The organism is Sporacetigenium mesophilum DSM 16796, from assembly GCF_059569055.1.
In genome coordinates this window covers 20,253-37,376 of sequence record NZ_JCANUR010000014.1, presented here as the reverse complement: position 1 = coordinate 37,376, position 17,124 = coordinate 20,253, and the positions used below count along the sequence as shown (strand labels likewise).

At 29.2% G+C, this 17,124-nt stretch carries 16 protein-coding genes; all 16 read left to right on the top strand.

The genetic code is table 11. The annotated features are described in order from the left end of the window. Positions 1 to 17: 17 nt before the first annotated feature. Positions 18 to 263, top strand: coding sequence for a YlmC/YmxH family sporulation protein (locus BS62_RS11295; RefSeq protein WP_496491382.1), 246 nt, complete (start codon positions 18 to 20; stop codon positions 261 to 263). An 11-nt stretch (positions 264 to 274) separates the two neighbouring features. Then, positions 275 to 1,489, top strand: a complete 1,215-nt coding sequence (gene dapG, locus BS62_RS11290; RefSeq protein ID WP_496491381.1) for an aspartate kinase — start codon at positions 275 to 277, stop codon at positions 1,487 to 1,489. Positions 1,490 to 1,743: 254 nt separating this feature from the next. Next, on the top strand, positions 1,744 to 2,514 hold the full coding sequence (locus BS62_RS11285; protein WP_496491380.1) for an acyl-CoA dehydratase activase: 771 nt from the start codon (positions 1,744 to 1,746) through the stop codon (positions 2,512 to 2,514). 182 nt (positions 2,515 to 2,696) lie between these two features. Further along, positions 2,697 to 3,542: a ClpP family protease gene (locus tag BS62_RS11280; RefSeq protein WP_496491379.1), complete on the top strand. Its 846-nt coding sequence runs from the start codon at positions 2,697 to 2,699 to the stop codon at positions 3,540 to 3,542. A gap of 259 nt (positions 3,543 to 3,801) precedes the next feature. Next, on the top strand, positions 3,802 to 6,081 hold the full coding sequence (locus tag BS62_RS11275; protein WP_496491428.1) for an FtsK/SpoIIIE family DNA translocase: 2,280 nt from the start codon (positions 3,802 to 3,804) through the stop codon (positions 6,079 to 6,081). Positions 6,082 to 6,083: 2 nt separating this feature from the next. Continuing rightward, positions 6,084 to 7,139, top strand: coding sequence for a tRNA 2-selenouridine(34) synthase MnmH (gene mnmH / locus BS62_RS11270; protein ID WP_496491378.1), 1,056 nt, complete (start codon positions 6,084 to 6,086; stop codon positions 7,137 to 7,139). Next, the gene (gene rimO / locus BS62_RS11265) at positions 7,133 to 8,473 is read left to right on the top strand and encodes a 30S ribosomal protein S12 methylthiotransferase RimO (protein WP_496491377.1); all 1,341 of its coding nucleotides are present in this window, start codon (positions 7,133 to 7,135) and stop codon (positions 8,471 to 8,473) included. The genes mnmH and rimO overlap by 7 nt, the downstream gene beginning before the upstream one ends. Further along, complete coding sequence (pgsA, locus tag BS62_RS11260; protein WP_496491376.1) at positions 8,457 to 9,023, top strand: CDP-diacylglycerol--glycerol-3-phosphate 3-phosphatidyltransferase; 567 nt, start codon at positions 8,457 to 8,459, stop codon at positions 9,021 to 9,023. The genes rimO and pgsA overlap by 17 nt, the downstream gene beginning before the upstream one ends. Before the next feature lie 191 nt (positions 9,024 to 9,214). Then, positions 9,215 to 10,261, top strand: a complete 1,047-nt coding sequence (gene recA / locus BS62_RS11255) for a recombinase RecA (RefSeq protein WP_496491375.1) — start codon at positions 9,215 to 9,217, stop codon at positions 10,259 to 10,261. Between the two features lie 142 nt (positions 10,262 to 10,403). Then, positions 10,404 to 11,939: a ribonuclease Y gene (gene rny / locus BS62_RS11250; RefSeq protein WP_496491427.1), complete on the top strand. Its 1,536-nt coding sequence runs from the start codon at positions 10,404 to 10,406 to the stop codon at positions 11,937 to 11,939. A gap of 148 nt (positions 11,940 to 12,087) precedes the next feature. Next, a complete protein-coding gene (locus BS62_RS11245) occupies positions 12,088 to 12,399 on the top strand; it encodes a hypothetical protein (protein WP_496491374.1) in 312 nt (103 codons plus the stop codon). Positions 12,400 to 12,506: 107 nt separating this feature from the next. After that, positions 12,507 to 14,045: a murein biosynthesis integral membrane protein MurJ gene (gene murJ, locus BS62_RS11240; protein ID WP_496491373.1), complete on the top strand. Its 1,539-nt coding sequence runs from the start codon at positions 12,507 to 12,509 to the stop codon at positions 14,043 to 14,045. A gap of 94 nt (positions 14,046 to 14,139) precedes the next feature. Next, positions 14,140 to 14,574, top strand: a complete 435-nt coding sequence (locus BS62_RS11235; protein WP_496491372.1) for a M15 family metallopeptidase — start codon at positions 14,140 to 14,142, stop codon at positions 14,572 to 14,574. A gap of 100 nt (positions 14,575 to 14,674) precedes the next feature. Further along, entirely contained in the window at positions 14,675 to 15,559 is an 885-nt protein-coding gene (locus BS62_RS11230; protein WP_496491371.1) for an ABC transporter ATP-binding protein, read from the top strand. Beyond that, positions 15,559 to 16,371, top strand: a complete 813-nt coding sequence (locus BS62_RS11225; RefSeq protein ID WP_496491370.1) for an ABC transporter permease subunit — start codon at positions 15,559 to 15,561, stop codon at positions 16,369 to 16,371. The genes BS62_RS11230 and BS62_RS11225 overlap by 1 nt, the downstream gene beginning before the upstream one ends. 16 nt (positions 16,372 to 16,387) lie before the next feature. Further along, positions 16,388 to 17,029, top strand: coding sequence for a TetR/AcrR family transcriptional regulator (locus tag BS62_RS11220; protein WP_496491369.1), 642 nt, complete (start codon positions 16,388 to 16,390; stop codon positions 17,027 to 17,029). The last annotated feature ends 95 nt before the right edge of the window (positions 17,030 to 17,124 follow it).

Here is a 17,124-nt window from a genome sequence, read left to right as displayed (position 1 = left end):
TTTGTGGGGGGATATATATGAATTTATCTGAAATAGCTGGAAAGGAAATAGTAAACTTAGTTACAGGAGAAAGATTAGGGGTAGTTGGAGATTGTGACTTAATAGTTGACGAAGCAACAGGGAAAATATTAGCTTTACTAATACCAAAAGAAAAAGGTTTATTTAATTTTAGAAAAGACAAAACAATGCTAGAAGTTCCTTGGAGAAATGTGAAAAAAATTGGAAATGATATGATAATTATCGAATATGATGGAATGTATTAGGAGGCGTTAGTATGAATGTTCTTGTACAAAAATTTGGTGGTACCTCTGTTGAGTCTTATGAAAAAATGAATGAAGTATGTGCTATAGTAAAAAAATATAAAGAAGAAGGCTATGGTTTGGTTGTTGTAGTATCTGCTATGGGAAGAAAGGGAGCTCCATATGCCACTGATACCTTAATAGATTTGTGCAAGAAGGTAAACGAAGAGTCATCTCCTAGAGAATTAGATATGATAATGTCTTGTGGAGAAATAATATCAGGGACTGTACTTGTACATTTGCTTAAGAATATAGGTATAGATTCTGTGTTTTTAACTGGTCAACAAGCAGGGATATTGACGAATGGAAGATTTGGTGATTCAAGAATAGTTGATATAAAACCTGAGAAAATAAACAAAGAACTATCATCCGGAAAAGTAGTGGTTATAGCAGGGTTTCAAGGAGCAACCGAAGATGGAGAAATAACTACACTAGGACGTGGTGGAAGTGATACATCAGCTGTTGCTATAGGTAAGGCTTTAGAGTGTAAGGTTGTAGAAATATATACAGATGTTGATGGCATAATGACTGCAGATCCAAGAGTTGAACCAGAGGCTAAGGTATTAAATCATATAAATTATGACGAAATATTCCAAATGGCAGACAAAGGGGCTAAAGTTATACATCCTCGTGCTGTTGAAATAGCAAAAAGTGGAAGTATAACTCTCAAAATAAAAAATACATTAAATCCTGGATGTGAAGGAACTAGTATAAGTGGTATAAGTCCTAAGTTTGAAATATTAGGCCCTATTGGAGAAAATAATAAGTTGATGACTGCCGTTGCTCATAAAAGCGGAGTTACTCAAATAAGAATAAAAAATTGCAAAGAAGATGTATTTACTGACATACTAAATGAAATAGAAAATAAAGAAATAAGTATAGATATGATAAACTTCTTTGTACTTGAAAAAGCATTTGTTATAGATCATGATAAGTTTAAGTCTTTAGAAAAAATATTAAAAAAATATAATGTTGAGTATGAAGCATTAGAAAACTGTGCTAAGGTAACCTTAATAGGTTCTAAAATAACTGGAATACCAGGAGTTATGGTAAAAATAGTTAGAGCATTATCAAAAGGAAATGTAGCACTACTTCAAACTTCAGACTCAAGTATGACAATATCTTGTTTAGTTAAGGAAGAAGATATGATAAATTCTATTCATTTATTACACAATGAATTTGGATTATAAAAGGTGATGCCCTAGGCATCACCTTTTATATTTAAGAAAATTATAATTTCCAACATATAAACTTGAGCAAGGTCCCTGTTTTTCAAGGTCGTTGGCGACATGAGCAAAGCGAATTTTTTGTGTTATTTAAAATATCTATAAATAGATAATAAAATATAGATAAAAACAATTATAATATTATGATATGTAATTTAAATAATTGTATATTAAATGTTATATTAGATATATAAAGTTTATAGATTTGGGGGTAGATTATGTACAGTATAGGAATTGATTCAGGTTCAGTTGCAACTAAAGGTGTATTATTTGATGGGGAAAAGATAATGAAAAAAGTTATAATTCCTACTGGTTGGAGTCCTAAATCTGCATCAAAAGAAGCATATAATATGTTAATTAAAGATACAGATATAAAAAGAGAAGACATAAAAAAGATAGTAGGTACTGGATATGGAAGAGTATCTATGGATTTTGTAGATAAGGCTGTAACAGAAATAACTTGTCATGCAAAGGGAGTGCACTTCCTTAATTCAAATGTAAGAACTATATTAGATATAGGTGGACAAGATAGTAAAGTTATTAGCTTAGATGATAATGGAAATGTATCTAACTTTATAATGAATGACAAGTGTGCAGCAGGTACAGGAAGATTTCTACAAGTTATGTGTAGTTTGCTTGGATCTGATGTTGAAAATATAGACGAACTATCAGGTAATGCTGTACCTGAAACTATTTCAAGTATGTGTACAGTATTTGCAGAATCAGAAGTAGTAAGTTTATTAGCACAAGATACATCTAAAGAAGCAATAGCAGCAGGAATACTTCAATCAATAGCTAATAGAGCATCATCTATGTTACAAAAATCAGATTTATTAGATAAGGTTGCATTCACTGGAGGAGTTGCAAAAAGCAAATTATTAATAGCTATGTTACAAAAAAACATAAAAACAGAAATCTATACTGCAGATGACACACAAATAATAGGTGCATTAGGAGCAGCAGTTATAGGATATAACATGAAGAAATAATAAAGAGAGTTTAAAATACTCTCTTTTTTTGAGCAACGGACCTGATTTTTAGGTCGTTGGCGACATGAGCAAAGCGAATTTTTGAGCAAAAATATAAAATTTAAAATAATTATATTAAAATTCAACTTTATTGGAAAAACTACAAAGAGTACTATTGAGAAAAATAATAGGAGGATAAATAAATGTTACATAACAATGAAAATAAAAATAATAATAACAACATTGATGAATGTGGCAATGAGATAATAAACAGATTTGTAAATGGCGATGACAATGGAAATTCAAATAATGATTCTAACAATAATGATAAAGAAGAATATAGTGATGATAATAGAAGATTAGATAATATTAAAGAACTTGGTATGCCGCCAATGGGAATGCCAGCTATAAAAGAAATACAATGTATAACTGTAATAGGTGAAATAGAAGGCCATTTTGTAGGTAGCCCACAAAAGAAAGTTACAAAATATGAACATATAATACCACTATTATATGAAATAGAAGAAAATTCCAATGTGAAAGGTGTTATAATAATACTTAATACTGTAGGTGGAGATGTTGAGGCAGGTCTTGCTATGGCAGAACTGATAAACAGCTTATCTAAGAAAACTGTTACATTAGTACTAGGAGGAAGTCATAGTATAGGTGTTCCATTAGCTACAGCTGGAGATTACTCATTTATAGTACCAACAGCAACTATGACTATACATCCTATAAGAATGAATGGACTAGTTATAGGTACTAATGAGACATTTGCATACTTCAAAAAAATGCAAGAGAGAATAATACAATTTGTAACTAGAACATCAAAAATAGATAGAGATAAATTTGAAAAGCTTATGAACTCTAAAGAAGATTTAGTAAGTGATGTTGGTAGCATATTAATAGGAAAAGAAGCAGTAGAAAATGGCCTTATAGATGAAGTAGGTGGACTAAAAGAAGCTATAGCTTATTTAAATAAGTTAATAGAAGAAGACGATAACAAAAAAGAACAAAATAGAGAACAAAACAAAGATAATAATAAATAAATTGTTAATATATATAAGAATATGTTATAATTAGTTGGTATATTAAAGTGTTAGTGTCTTGTACATTAACACTTTTTGTGTGAAAAAATATAAAGAGGTGATTTATTTGGCTAGAGGGAGAAAGAAAAAAGACAAATATGAAGAACAACATATAGATAAAAAAGCCCGTCATCAAGATAAAACCTTTATAGATGAATATAGAAATCTAATAACAATATTTGTTGGTGTATTCTTTTTGTATAGTCTAAATTCTAAATCTATGGGGATACTTGGTACATTTATACAAACTACATTTATGGGCTTTTTTGGGAAACTTTCTATGGTTATACCTTATATAATAATACTTGTTGGAGTTTTAAACTTCTTTGATAAAAACGAGTATATATATAAGATAAAAAGTACAAAACTTTATTATGCAATACTATTTTTCATATTATTATTTTACGGATTATTTAATACAGCATATTTACCAATAGATAGCCCTTTTAAGTCTGATATGTTAAAGGGAGTATTTAATATGTCTGTAGAAGGGGAAGGCAGCGGTATATTTTCAACTATAATAACTTATTATGTTGTTAAAATGTTTGGAATAACTGGTGCTTGGTTGATGAGCATATTTGCATTAATGATAATGTTAATGTTTACATTTGATATATCTCTAAAAGATATTATAAGAGCAGTTAACTCATTAAGTACATCTAAAACATCAAAACCAAAATCTAAATCAAAGAAAAGTAAAAAAACTAATAAAGATGTATCTCTAAAAGAAAAGATATTGGGGTTAAAAGAATCTTTAGTAGATATGATAACTGTAGAAACTGATGAAAATGAAACTAAAAAGAAAGAAGGATTACTTTCTAATTTATTTAAAAAAGATGAAGAAGAAGAGGCAAAAGAGTTTGAAGGTGAAAAAACTATAAAAATAGTTGGATTTAATAAAGCAGAAGATGACTATTTAGAGATACTAGAAGGAACTAGTAGTATGCCAGAACTAGCTAGCCTTAAAGATGATGATATAAAAGAGTATAAAAAAGAAGAAAAACCAAAAGAAAAACAATTGAAAATACTAGATACAAACAATGGTTCAATTGATATTGATGTACAAACTAAATATGAAAACTATAAAAAGCCTACTATAGAATTATTAAAGAAATCAGATAGCAAATCAGATGATAAGAATAAAAAGAAGGTACTAAAAAATGCATCATTACTTGAAAAGACTTTATTAGACTTTGGGGTAGAAGCTTCTGTAAATCAAGTTACTATAGGGCCTACTATAACTAGATATGAAATACAACCAAGTCCTGGAGTTAAGGTAAGTAAAATAGTGAATTTAACAGACGATATAGCACTAAGCCTTGCCGCTAAAAGTATAAGAATAGAAGCTCCAATTCCAGGTAAGTCTGCTATAGGAATAGAAGTTCCAAATGAAGAGCCGCAAATGGTTTCGGTTAGAGATGTATTTGAAAGTGAAGAATTTAAAAAGTTTGATTCAACTTTGGCCATGGCTTTAGGTAAGGATATAGCTGGAAAGCCAATAATTGGTGATATAGGAAAGATGCCTCACTTACTTATAGCTGGATCTACAGGTTCAGGTAAAAGTGTGTGCGTAAATACACTTATAAATAGTATTTTATATAAAGCAAATCCAGATGAAGTTAAGTTTTTAATGATAGATCCTAAAGTAGTTGAACTTGCAAATTACAATGGAATACCTCATTTACTTATACCTGTAGTTACAGATCCTAAAAAGGCTTCTTATGCTCTAAATTGGGCTGTAACTGAAATGAATAGAAGATATAAGTTATTTGCTGAAAATACAGTAAAAGATATCTCAAGTTACAATGAAAAGATGGAAGAAAAACTTCCAAAAATAGTTATAATCATAGACGAGTTAGCTGACCTTATGATGGTAGGCGCAAGTGAAGTTGAAGATGCTATATGTAGACTTGCTCAAATGGCAAGGGCTGCTGGTATGCATTTAATTGTAGCTACACAAAGACCATCTGTTGACGTTATAACAGGCGTTATAAAGGCTAATATACCTTCTAGAATAGCATTTGCTGTTTCATCTCAAACTGATTCTAGAACTATACTTGATATGGGTGGAGCTGAGAAATTACTTGGTAAAGGTGATATGTTATTTTACCCTCTTGGGGCTCCAAAGCCTGTAAGACTTCAAGGAGCATTTATATCGGAAAATGAGATAGAAGAGGTTGTAGACTATGTTAAGGATCAATGCAAAGAAGAAGAGATTAGTTATCAAGAAGATATACTAGAAAGCATCACTAAGCCGATAAGCACTGAATCTGTAGAACATGATGAATTATTAAGTGAAGCAATAGAATTTATAGTTGAAAGTGGGCAAGCTTCAGCATCTATGCTTCAAAGAAAATTTAGAGTAGGATTTAACAGAGCTGCTAGACTTATAGATTCTATAGAAGAAAGAGGAATAATAGGACCTAGTGAAGGAAGTAAACCTAGAAAGGTTCTTGTAAGTAAAGAAGAATTACAAAGTCAAATTTCGGCAGGTGAGTAAGTTTGAAAACAATAAATATAAAAGATGCACTTAATTTAGAAGATACAATTTTTATAGATGCAAGAACGCCTAAGGAGTATGAAGAAGATCATATATTGAATTCTCTAAATTTACCTATACTAAACGATGAAGAACATGCTGAGATAGGTACATTATATAAACAAGTAGGAAAAGTACAAGCTATAAATAAAGGATTTGATTATGTAGGTTACAAATTAAAATATATGTACTCTACTTTAGAGGGTTTATCAAATAAATATAAGAATATAGTAATATATTGTGCTAGAGGCGGAATGAGAAGCAAAAGTTTAGTAAGTTTCTTTGAATCTCTAGGTTTAAACTTATATCAACTAGAAGGTGGGTATAAATCATATAGAAATTTTGTAATAGACTATTTAGACATAGCGATGGACACAAAAAAATTCATAGTACTGCATGGCTTAACAGGTGTCGGAAAAACAGATATGTTAAAATTATTAGAAAATAATGGACTAGATATAGTTGATTTAGAAGATATGGCAAGTAATAGCGGGTCTGTATTTGGGTATATAACATTTGATAAAAGACCTCCAACTCAAAAGAAATTTGAGACAAAGATATTTGAAAAGTTATATTATGCAAAATCAAACTATATATTTATAGAAAGTGAAAGTAAAAGAGTAGGTCACGTATCTGTTCCAGAGCCAATATATGATGCCATGACTCAAGATGGAATTCATTTGCTTTTAGAAGCTAGCATGAAATCTAGGGTAGATAGACTAGCTAGGGACTATGTATATTCTGATTGTAAAGATAAAAAAGAACTTGTAGAATGTATTAATAGGTTTAGAAAAAGGCTTGGACATGAAAGAGTAAATAAATTTATAGAAATGTTTAATAATGAAAAATATGAAGAAGTTATAGAAGAGTACCTAGTTGGTTATTATGATCCTTTATATAATCATTCAGTAAAACAATACACTTATGATATGTTTGTAAATACTGACGATATAGATGAAGGTCTACAAAACATAATTAATTTCACTAAGGACACAATGAGAGGAGACATGGTATGTTAAAAATAGCACTAGAGTCATTGGGATGTTCAAAAAACTTAGTAGATGCAGAGATAATGCTAGGTATATTAAATAAAAAAGGATATAGATTGGTTGGAGATTTTGCTGAAGCAGATATAATATTAGTAAATACTTGTGGATTTATAGAATCAGCTAAGCAAGAGTCAATACAAACAATACTTGAACTATCACAGTATAAAGAAAATGGCAACTTAAAGGTATTAGTAGTAACTGGGTGTCTTGCACAAAGATACGCAGATGAATTAAAAAATGAAATACCAGAAATAGATGCTATAGTAGGTACAGGAAGTTATCAAAATATAGATGAAATAATGGCTGAACTTTTAGAAAATAAGGAAGTTGTAACGAAGCTTGATGATATAGAATTTGCATTTAATGAAGAACTTCCAAGATATATATCAACACCAAGTCATATGGCCTATTTAAAAATAGCAGAAGGCTGTGACAACCACTGTACTTACTGTATAATACCTAAGTTAAGAGGTAGATACAGAAGTAGAAATATTGACGATATATTAAAAGAAGCAAAATCTTTAGCAGATAGTGGAGTAAAAGAATTAATAGTTATAGCACAAGATACTACTAAATATGGTCTTGATATATACAATGAAGAAAGATTACCTAAGCTATTAGAAGAATTAGCAAAAATAGATGGATTTAAGTGGATAAGAGTTATGTATTCATATCCTGAATCAATAACTGAAGAATTAGTAAAGGTTATAAAAGAAAATGACAAGGTATGTAGCTACTTTGATATTCCTATTCAACACTGTAACAACAGAATATTAAAATTAATGAACAGACAGACAACTAAGGAAACAATAATAGAAAAAATAAATTTAATAAGAAAAAATATACCTGATGCAACTCTTAGAACTTCATTAATAGTAGGGTTCCCAGGAGAAACACAAGAAGAGTTTGAAGAATTAAATGAATTTATAAAAGATGTTAAATTTGATAGACTTGGAGTATTTACTTATTCAAGAGAAGAAGATACTGGGGCTGACAAATTACCAAATCATATAGATGAAGAAATAAAAGAACAAAGAAGAGAATCGTTAATGATGGCTCAACAAAATATATCTTCTAAACTACAAGAAGAAAAAGCGGAAAATGTATATGAAGTATTAATAGAAGAGCAAGTAGAAGATAATGTATATATAGGTAGAACACAATATGATGCCTATGAAATAGATGGGGTAGTATATGTAAAAAGTAAAAAGGAATTAAATTCTGGGGATTTTGTAAATGTAAAAATAACTAGTGCCTTGGAATATGATTTGATGGGGGATGTTTTGGATGAACTTGCCAAATAAACTAACTACATTTAGAATGATTTTGGTTCCTGTTCTTATGCTAACAATGTTATGGACAGATTTACCAAATAATTTCTTAATATCTAATATAATATTTATTATAGCTTCATTAACTGATGCAATGGATGGACATATAGCTAGAAAATATAACTTAATAACTGACTTTGGTAAATTTATGGATCCACTTGCAGATAAATTATTAGTTATATCGGCTTTAATATGCTTAATTCCATTTGCAAACTTAATGCTTATTCCAAGCTGGATAGCTATAGTATCTATTGTAATAGTAGTTTCAAGAGAACTTACGGTAAGTATACTAAGAGCAATAGCAGCGGCAGATGGAAAGGTAATAGCAGCAGGTAAGGGTGGAAAACTTAAAACTATAAGTCAAATGGTAGGTATAGTAGTTTTATTATTTGGATTAGAGTTTAATATAGTATCTATTATAATATTTGGAGATATATTAGTTGGAATATCAGTTTTATTGGCATTTACTTCAGGAATAGAGTACCTAACTAAAAATAAGCAAATATTTATGAATAGTAAATAAAAATACTGGATTTAATCCAGTATTTTTTTATACATTTTTTTGATTAAAAATATTATTAAAGTTTCATAATATAAAGTGGTATTAGTCATTGACTATGTGCTTATTTATAATATATAATTATTATACAGAACAAATGTTTGTGGTAGGATTTTACAATAAATACTGTATATAGATGAAAGGTGGTAAATTAAATGGCAACGAATAATAATGAAGAAAAATTAAAAGCACTTGGCGCGGCACTAAACCAAATAGAAAAAGATTTTGGTAAAGGATCTATAATGAAACTTGGAGAAGCATCTAAAATGACAATAGATGTAGTACCAACAGGATCTATAGGACTAGATATAGCTATAGGTATAGGTGGAATGCCAAAGGGAAGAATAATAGAAGTATATGGACCTGAATCTTCTGGTAAAACAACAGTTGCACTTCACACTGTAGCTGAAGCTCAAAAGCAAGGTGGAATAGCAGCATTCATAGATGCAGAACATGCTCTAGACCCTGTATATGCTAAAGCTTTAGGTGTTGATATAGACAACCTAATAATATCTCAACCTGATACAGGGGAACAAGCTTTAGAAATTGCTGAGGCACTTATAAGAAGTGGGGCTATAGATATTATAGTTATAGACTCTGTTGCAGCATTAGTTCCAAAAGCCGAAATAGAAGGCGAAATGGGAGACTCACACATGGGACTACAAGCAAGACTTATGTCTCAAGCTTTGAGAAAATTAACAGGTTCTATAAAAAAATCAAACTGCGTTGCAATATTTATAAACCAATTAAGAGAAAAAATTGGAGTTATGTTTGGTAATCCAGAGACTACAACAGGTGGTAGAGCCCTTAAGTTCTATGCATCAGTAAGACTTGATGTTAGAAAAGTTGACACAATAAAGCAAGGTGACAAAATTCTAGGAAGTAGAACTAGAGTTAAAGTAGTTAAAAACAAAGTTGCTCCTCCATTTAAGCAATGTGAATTCGATATAATGTATGGAGAAGGTATATCTAAAATAGGTGATTTATTAGATATAGCAGCTGACATAGATGTAGTTAAGAAGTCTGGATCTTGGTATAACTATCAAGAGATAAAATTGGGACAAGGTAGAGAAAATGTAAAAAAATTCTTACAAGATAATATGGATTTAGTGAATGAAATAGAAACAAAGGTAAGAGAATATTATAAATTAGATGATTCTGTAGAGAATACTGAAGATATATTGGAAGATTTAGGCGAATAAATGACATAACACCTCCTATTACCTTGACACACTTTAGAAAAAATTATACAATTAAACAAGGAGTTTTATGCCTTCGTGTCTAATTAAATTCTATAAATAGACAAAGTCTTATATATATTAACAAATAAAGGAGGTGGAAGTCATAGGAGGATATATAATAGCTGCCATATTAGGGGCAGGAATAGGGATTTTAGTAGGATATTTTGTAAGAAAAAATATGTCTGAAGCTAAGATAGGACAAGCAGAACAAATAGCTAAAGATATAGTTGATAAAGCTAATAGAGATGCAGAGACAACAAAAAAGGAAAGATTACTAGAAGCTAAAGAAGAATCTCATAGATATAGAAATGAAGTTGAAAAAGAAAACAAAGAACGAAGAAGCGAACTTCAAAAATATGAAAAGAGATTAATTCAAAAAGAAGAAGTATTAGACAGAAAATTACAATCTTTAGAATCTAAAGAAGGTAATTTAAGCGAAAAGTTAAAAGTTGTAGAACTTAAAGAACAAGAAGTTGAAGTCATAAAAGCTCAACAAATAGAAAAACTGGAAAGCATATCGGGTATAGGCTCAGAAAGAGCAAAAGAAATCATATTATCTAATGCTGAAAGAGAAGTTAGACATGAAATGTCTATTATGATAAAAGAAACAGAAACGAAAGCTAAAGAAGAAGCTGAAAAGAAAGCAAGAGAAATCATAGGATATGCTATACAAAAATGTTCAGCTGACCACGTAGCAGAAACAACTGTTACTGTTGTCAACCTACCTAATGACGAAATGAAGGGTAGAATCATAGGTAGAGAAGGTAGAAATATAAGAACTCTAGAAACATTAACGGGTATTGACTTGATAATAGATGATACTCCAGAAGCAGTAATATTATCTGGATTTGATCCTATAAGAAGGGAAATAGCGAGAATAGCTCTTGAAAAACTTATTTCAGATGGAAGAATACATCCAGCAAGAATAGAAGAAATGGTTGAAAAGGCTAAAAAAGAAGTAGAAAATACTATAAAAGAGTACGGCGAAGAGGCTACATTTGAAACTGGAGTACATGGTTTACATCCTGAACTTGTAAAGCTTCTTGGAAGACTTAGATATAGAACTAGTTATGGACAAAATGTCCTTAAACATTCTATAGAAGTTTCTCATTTAGCTGGTATAATGGCTGCAGAAATAGGAGCAGACGTTAAATTAGCTAAGAGAGCTGGATTAGTTCATGATATAGGTAAAGCAGTGGATCATGAAATGGAAGGTACTCACGTTGAAATAGGTATGGACTTACTTAGAAGATATAAAGAATCTAAAGATGTTATACATGCAATGTCAACTCATCATGGAGATCATGAACCACAAACAGTTGAAGCTGTTTTAGTTACGGCTGCAGATGCTGTGTCAGCTGCTAGACCTGGAGCTAGAAGAGAAACTTTAGAATCTTATATTAAGAGATTAGAAAAGCTTGAAGAAATAGCTAACTCATATGAAGGTGTAGATAAATCATTTGCTATACAAGCAGGTAGAGAAATCAGAATAATGGTTAAACCTGAAAATGTAGGAGATGAAGATTTACATTTATTAGCTAGAGATATGACTAAAAAGATAGAAGATGAGTTAGAATATCCAGGCCAAATAAAAGTAAGTATAATAAGAGAAACTAGAGCAATAGAATATGCTAAATAATTAAAAGAGTGGTGATTTCACCACTCTTTTTTGTTTTTTTGAGCAAAACAAATTTTACAAAAAATTCTAAAAATCCTATTCATATAAGAACAGTGAAAAATGGCAATAATATAGTTAGCAACTTTATAAAAAAGAAAGGAGAATAACTATGTTAAAACAATTAGCTCAAAATCAATATGTTAAAATAACAAGACCTGAAAGAACAGAATATGGAGTAGTTACTAATATAAATAAAAGTGAAGATAATGAAGAATATGTTTATGATATAATGTCCATAGGTTTTGAAAATAAAAATGGAGAATTCTTAACTTATCCTCCAAATACAGAGTATATGAACCATTCATACGGAATACAAGATGCTAGTTTTGATGAAGTAAAAAGACATCAAGTAAGAAGAGAAATGAGTAACTGGATGGATAAATATTTTAAGATGTTTGCTAGTCACAACCGTATAAAATAATAAATTAAAAAAGAAGCTAATTTTTAGCTTCTTTTTTAATTTTTAGATTAATTATAAAATATTTATTATATAATAGATATAGTATAAAACTTAGATAGAGGTGAATTATGCCAAGTTTTAAAAAGTCTGCTTTTATTTTTATGGTAATAACGTTAATCTCTAAAATATTAGGATTTGCGAGGGAGCTAATTTTGGCTTCAAATTTTGGAGCAAGTAACATAACAGATGCCTACTTAACTGCTCTTAACATACCTGTTGTAATATTCGCTGGAGTTAGTGCATCACTTGCAACAACATATATTCCTATGTTTTATAGTGTTAAAGAAAAAGAAGGTAAAAGTGGAGTTTACAAATTTACAGACAATGTTTATAGTATTGTTGTTTTGTGTAGCTTACTTTTAATTGCTATAGGTCTAACATTTACACCTTATATAGTTAAATTGTTTGCTGTAGGATTTAAAGGAGATATCTTAGATTTAACAATAAATTTTTCTAGAATACTTATGCCAGCAATGTTATTTTTAGCAATAAACTCAATACAATCAGCCTATTTGCAAGCTAATGATAAATTTTATATATCTGCAGCATCTACAATACCTTTTAATATTATATGCATACTTGCTATAATAATAGGAGCTAACAGTAATGCTTATACAATGGTATATATAACCTTATTTGCATACATAGCACAAATGATTTTTCAATTTATATTTGTAAAAAATGATGGATATAAATATAAATTACATATAAATTTAGCTGATAAAAATATACATAAACTTTTATACTTAGTTATTCCAGTGTTTATTGGATCTTATGTAGATCAAATAAATACTATGATTAATAGGTCATTGGCATCTACCATTGAGGTAGGGGCAATAACTGCTCTAAATTATGCATCAAAGTTAAATGTATTTGCTACAGGAATAATAGTTATGTCATTGTCCACTGTACTATATCCTATACTATCTAGGCTATCTAGTGAAAAAAATATGGAATTATTTAAAAAATACGTTACTAAATCTGTAAACTTAGTAATAGTATTTATGATACCTATAACATTTATGACCATGGTTTTGGTAAATCCAATAGTTAAGATATTGTTTGAAAAAGGGTCTTTTAACTCTCATGACACTTATCTTACATCTACAGCATTATTTTATTATTCTTTAGGAATGGTAGCTTATGGAGTAAGAGATGTATTATCGAGGACTTTTTATTCATTACAAGATACCAAAACACCAGTAAAAAATGCTGCCATATCAGTATTGTTTAATATTGTATTTTCATTAATTTTAGTTAAGTATATGGGTATAGGAGGACTAGCATTATCTACATCTATAGCAGGTATAATAGCAGCTTTATTACTAGGAATATCACTTAGAAAAAAAATCGGTAAACTTGGAATGAAAAATACAATAAAAAACTTTGTGAAAGTAAATATGGCTTCTTTTATAATGTCAGTTTTTATTAATTTAATTTTCAATACAGGAAGTTTACTACGATTAAACACAATACTAGCATTAATAATCTCAGTTATAATAGGTATACTAGTGTACATTTTAATGGCTTTTGTATTAGATATAAGCGAGATAAAGGACATTGTAAAATCTATAAAGGAAAAAGTAGTATCGAAGTTAAATAAGTAGTATTTTTGTAACCTTTTATTACCAAATACATAGTATATAGTAAATATGCTAACGAGTATATTTGTTAAAATGTTATCATAAGTGGGGGATTATAATGACATCTGAGTTAAATACACTTCATCCGTATGTAAAATATTTAGCTAAGCTATTTATAAAGGAATGTAATAAAGAAAATATTGAAGTGAAAATCATATCTACTTATAGAACTATAGATGAACAAGACGAGCTATACAATTTAGGAAGGTCTATTCCAGGAGTAATAATAACGAATATAAAGGGAGGGCATTCTCATCATAATTACGGACTAGCATTTGATGCGCTTCCAGTAATAGATGGAAATACTACAAAAGATAGAGAAGATATATTAAATAAAATGGGTATTATTGCAAAAACCCTAGGTCTTAACTGGGGAGGCGAACTTAAAGATGGTTTCTACGAGCCTGAGCATTTTGAATGGCCTGGAGAATTTAGCATACCAAAAACAAAATCAAGTAAAAGAAGAGGTATTTTGCCTCTTCTTTTTTATTGACTCGTTAGTCAAAAATACTATATAATAAAAATGACTGATGAGTCAATTTCTATACGTGATATGAATATAATATATTAAATATAATATGGGAGATGATTTTATGTATGCTATAGAAACCAATGACCTTACAAAATACTATGGCAAAAGTAAGGGGATAGATAATTTAAGTCTTAAAGTGAAAGAAGGGGAGTTTTTTGGATTTATAGGCCCTAATGGAGCTGGCAAATCAACTACTATAAGAACACTACTTAACTTTATATATCCAACTTCAGGAAGCGGTAGTATTTTGGGCTTAGACATAGTTAAGGATAGTAAAAAGTTAAAAGAAAGTGTAAGATACGTTCCTAGTGAAATTAATTACTACAAGCACATGAAGGTTATTGATATATTAAATTATGCAGCTACTTTTAATAAAGAAAAAGATAATGAGACTTTAGATAAATTATGTGAAATATTTGAAGTAGAAAAAAACAAATTAGTTGGAGATTTATCCCTTGGAAATAAGAAAAAAATAGCTATAATACAAGCATTATTATCAAAACCTAAGTTACTTATATTAGATGAGCCTACAAATGGATTAGACCCATTAATGCAAAAGAGGTTATTTGATGTTTTACAAGAAGAAAATAAAAAGGGAACAACTATATTCTTTTCGTCTCACAACTTAGTTGAAGTTCAAAGATACTGTCATAGGGTTGCAATAATAAGAGATGGAGAAATTATAGAAGTAAAAAATGTTGAAGAGTTAGTTGGAATAAATGTTGTTAGAGTAACTATAAAAACTAATGAAGAAATTAAATCATTAGTTAATATAAATGGAATATCAAGTATAGATAGCCAAACTGATGAAATCTCCTTTTTATATAATGGTGATATAAATATATTGATAAAAGAGCTTAGTAAATATACTTTAAAAGAATTAAAAATAGAAAATCCTACCTTAGAAGATACATTTATGAGTTATTATGAGGAGGGAGATAAATAATGAGTATGTATAAAGTTGAATTAAAAGGAATGTTAAAGTCATTAGGAATATGGTCCGTTGTTATGGTAGGAATAATAGTGTTATTTATGTCCATGTTTCCATCAATGGCTGATAGTGGTATGAGTGAAATTGTTAAAACAAAAATGGATGCAATTCCAGAATCTATGAGAGCTGCATTTGGCCTTGATGAAATGGTGGATTTTTCTGACTTATTACAGTACTTTGCTTACTGTGCCCAATATATTTTAATAGGTAGTTGTATATATGCAGGGATTTTAGGAGCCAATTCTCTTATAAAAGAAGAAAGCGAAGGGACAATAGAATTTTTGTATGCACAACCTATTTCAAGAAAAAAGATAGTTACTATAAAATTATTATCAACACTAACTATATTATATATATACAACTTAATAGTTGTATTGGGAACTATAATTATATGCTCTATTGTTAGCCCTGAGGGTTATGACTATTTGTTTACATTAGGTTCAATTTTTAAGAGTATGTTCTTGCCACAACTTGTATTTTGGTCATTAGGCTTTTTAATTTCATCATTAATAAAGAAAGTAGATGTAGCAACTCCAACAGCCCTTGGATTGTTTTTTATAACATACTTATTGGGAACTTTTTCAAAAATAATAGATAAATTAGATTGGATGAAATATATATCACCAACTAACTATGCCATGCCATCTGACTTATTAAAAAATGAAGGAATAATAGAATTAAAATATGCATCTATACTATTAATTATTACAATAATATCTATACTGTTTACTTATTATAGATACAATACTAAGGATTTTGAGATATAAGAAAGGTTTATGATATATGGAAAAATTCATGAAGTTGCCTAATGAAAAAAGAGATAGAATTTTAAAGTCTGCAATTGAGGAATTTGGAAAAAATGGTTATATAAGTGCTTCAACAGACTTAATTGCTTCAAACTCACAAATTTCAAAGGGAAGTTTATTTAATTATTTTGGAAATAAGAAAAATTTATATATTTTTACTGCTGAATATATAAGTGAATATTTAAATAATGAAATTCTTAATGAGGTAGATAAAATAGAAGATAATGACTTTTTTAGTAGGATGAAGCGCTTATCTTTAATAAAACAAAATATGTTTATAAAATATCCATATGAAACTAAAATTTTAATTGAAGCATTTATTTCACCACCTCAAGAACTAAAAGATGAAATTGAAGTTATATACAAAAAGTATTATGTACAGGGATTTAAGATACTGCAGGATTATATAATAAAATATATTAATATAGATATGCTAAAGAAAAATATAAAAAGCGAAGATGTTATGTTTGTTGTAATGACATTGTTTGAAGCATTAACAAAAAAATATACACAACAGTATTCAAATAAAACAAAAGACTTGTTAAGTTATAGTGATGAGATATTTAGAGAGTTTGATAAATATATAGATATAATTAAATATGGAATATATAAAAGCTAAAGCTGCAAATTGCAGCTTTTTTTTCTGTTTTATGAATATTATGTTAACAAATATGTCAATATATAGAAAAACCCCGATAAAAATGATATAATTAA

Excerpts from the sequence above, each read along its gene's own strand:
- BS62_RS11280 (WP_496491379.1), top strand. The coding sequence starts at position 2,697 with ATGTTACATAACAATGAAAATAAAAATAATAATAACAACATTGATGAA.
- BS62_RS11235 (WP_496491372.1), top strand. The coding sequence starts at position 14,140 with ATGACATCTGAGTTAAATACACTTCATCCGTATGTAAAATATTTAGCT.
- BS62_RS11295 (WP_496491382.1), top strand. The coding sequence starts at position 18 with ATGAATTTATCTGAAATAGCTGGAAAGGAAATAGTAAACTTAGTTACA.
- murJ (WP_496491373.1), top strand. The coding sequence starts at position 12,507 with ATGCCAAGTTTTAAAAAGTCTGCTTTTATTTTTATGGTAATAACGTTA.
- BS62_RS11285 (WP_496491380.1), top strand. The coding sequence starts at position 1,744 with ATGTACAGTATAGGAATTGATTCAGGTTCAGTTGCAACTAAAGGTGTA.
- BS62_RS11230 (WP_496491371.1), top strand. The coding sequence starts at position 14,675 with ATGTATGCTATAGAAACCAATGACCTTACAAAATACTATGGCAAAAGT.
- rimO (WP_496491377.1), top strand. The coding sequence starts at position 7,133 with ATGTTAAAAATAGCACTAGAGTCATTGGGATGTTCAAAAAACTTAGTA.
- BS62_RS11220 (WP_496491369.1), top strand. The coding sequence starts at position 16,388 with ATGGAAAAATTCATGAAGTTGCCTAATGAAAAAAGAGATAGAATTTTA.
- BS62_RS11225 (WP_496491370.1), top strand. The coding sequence starts at position 15,559 with ATGAGTATGTATAAAGTTGAATTAAAAGGAATGTTAAAGTCATTAGGA.
- recA (WP_496491375.1), top strand. The coding sequence starts at position 9,215 with ATGGCAACGAATAATAATGAAGAAAAATTAAAAGCACTTGGCGCGGCA.
- dapG (WP_496491381.1), top strand. The coding sequence starts at position 275 with ATGAATGTTCTTGTACAAAAATTTGGTGGTACCTCTGTTGAGTCTTAT.
- pgsA (WP_496491376.1), top strand. The coding sequence starts at position 8,457 with ATGAACTTGCCAAATAAACTAACTACATTTAGAATGATTTTGGTTCCT.
- BS62_RS11245 (WP_496491374.1), top strand. The coding sequence starts at position 12,088 with ATGTTAAAACAATTAGCTCAAAATCAATATGTTAAAATAACAAGACCT.
- BS62_RS11275 (WP_496491428.1), top strand. The coding sequence starts at position 3,802 with ATGGGGATACTTGGTACATTTATACAAACTACATTTATGGGCTTTTTT.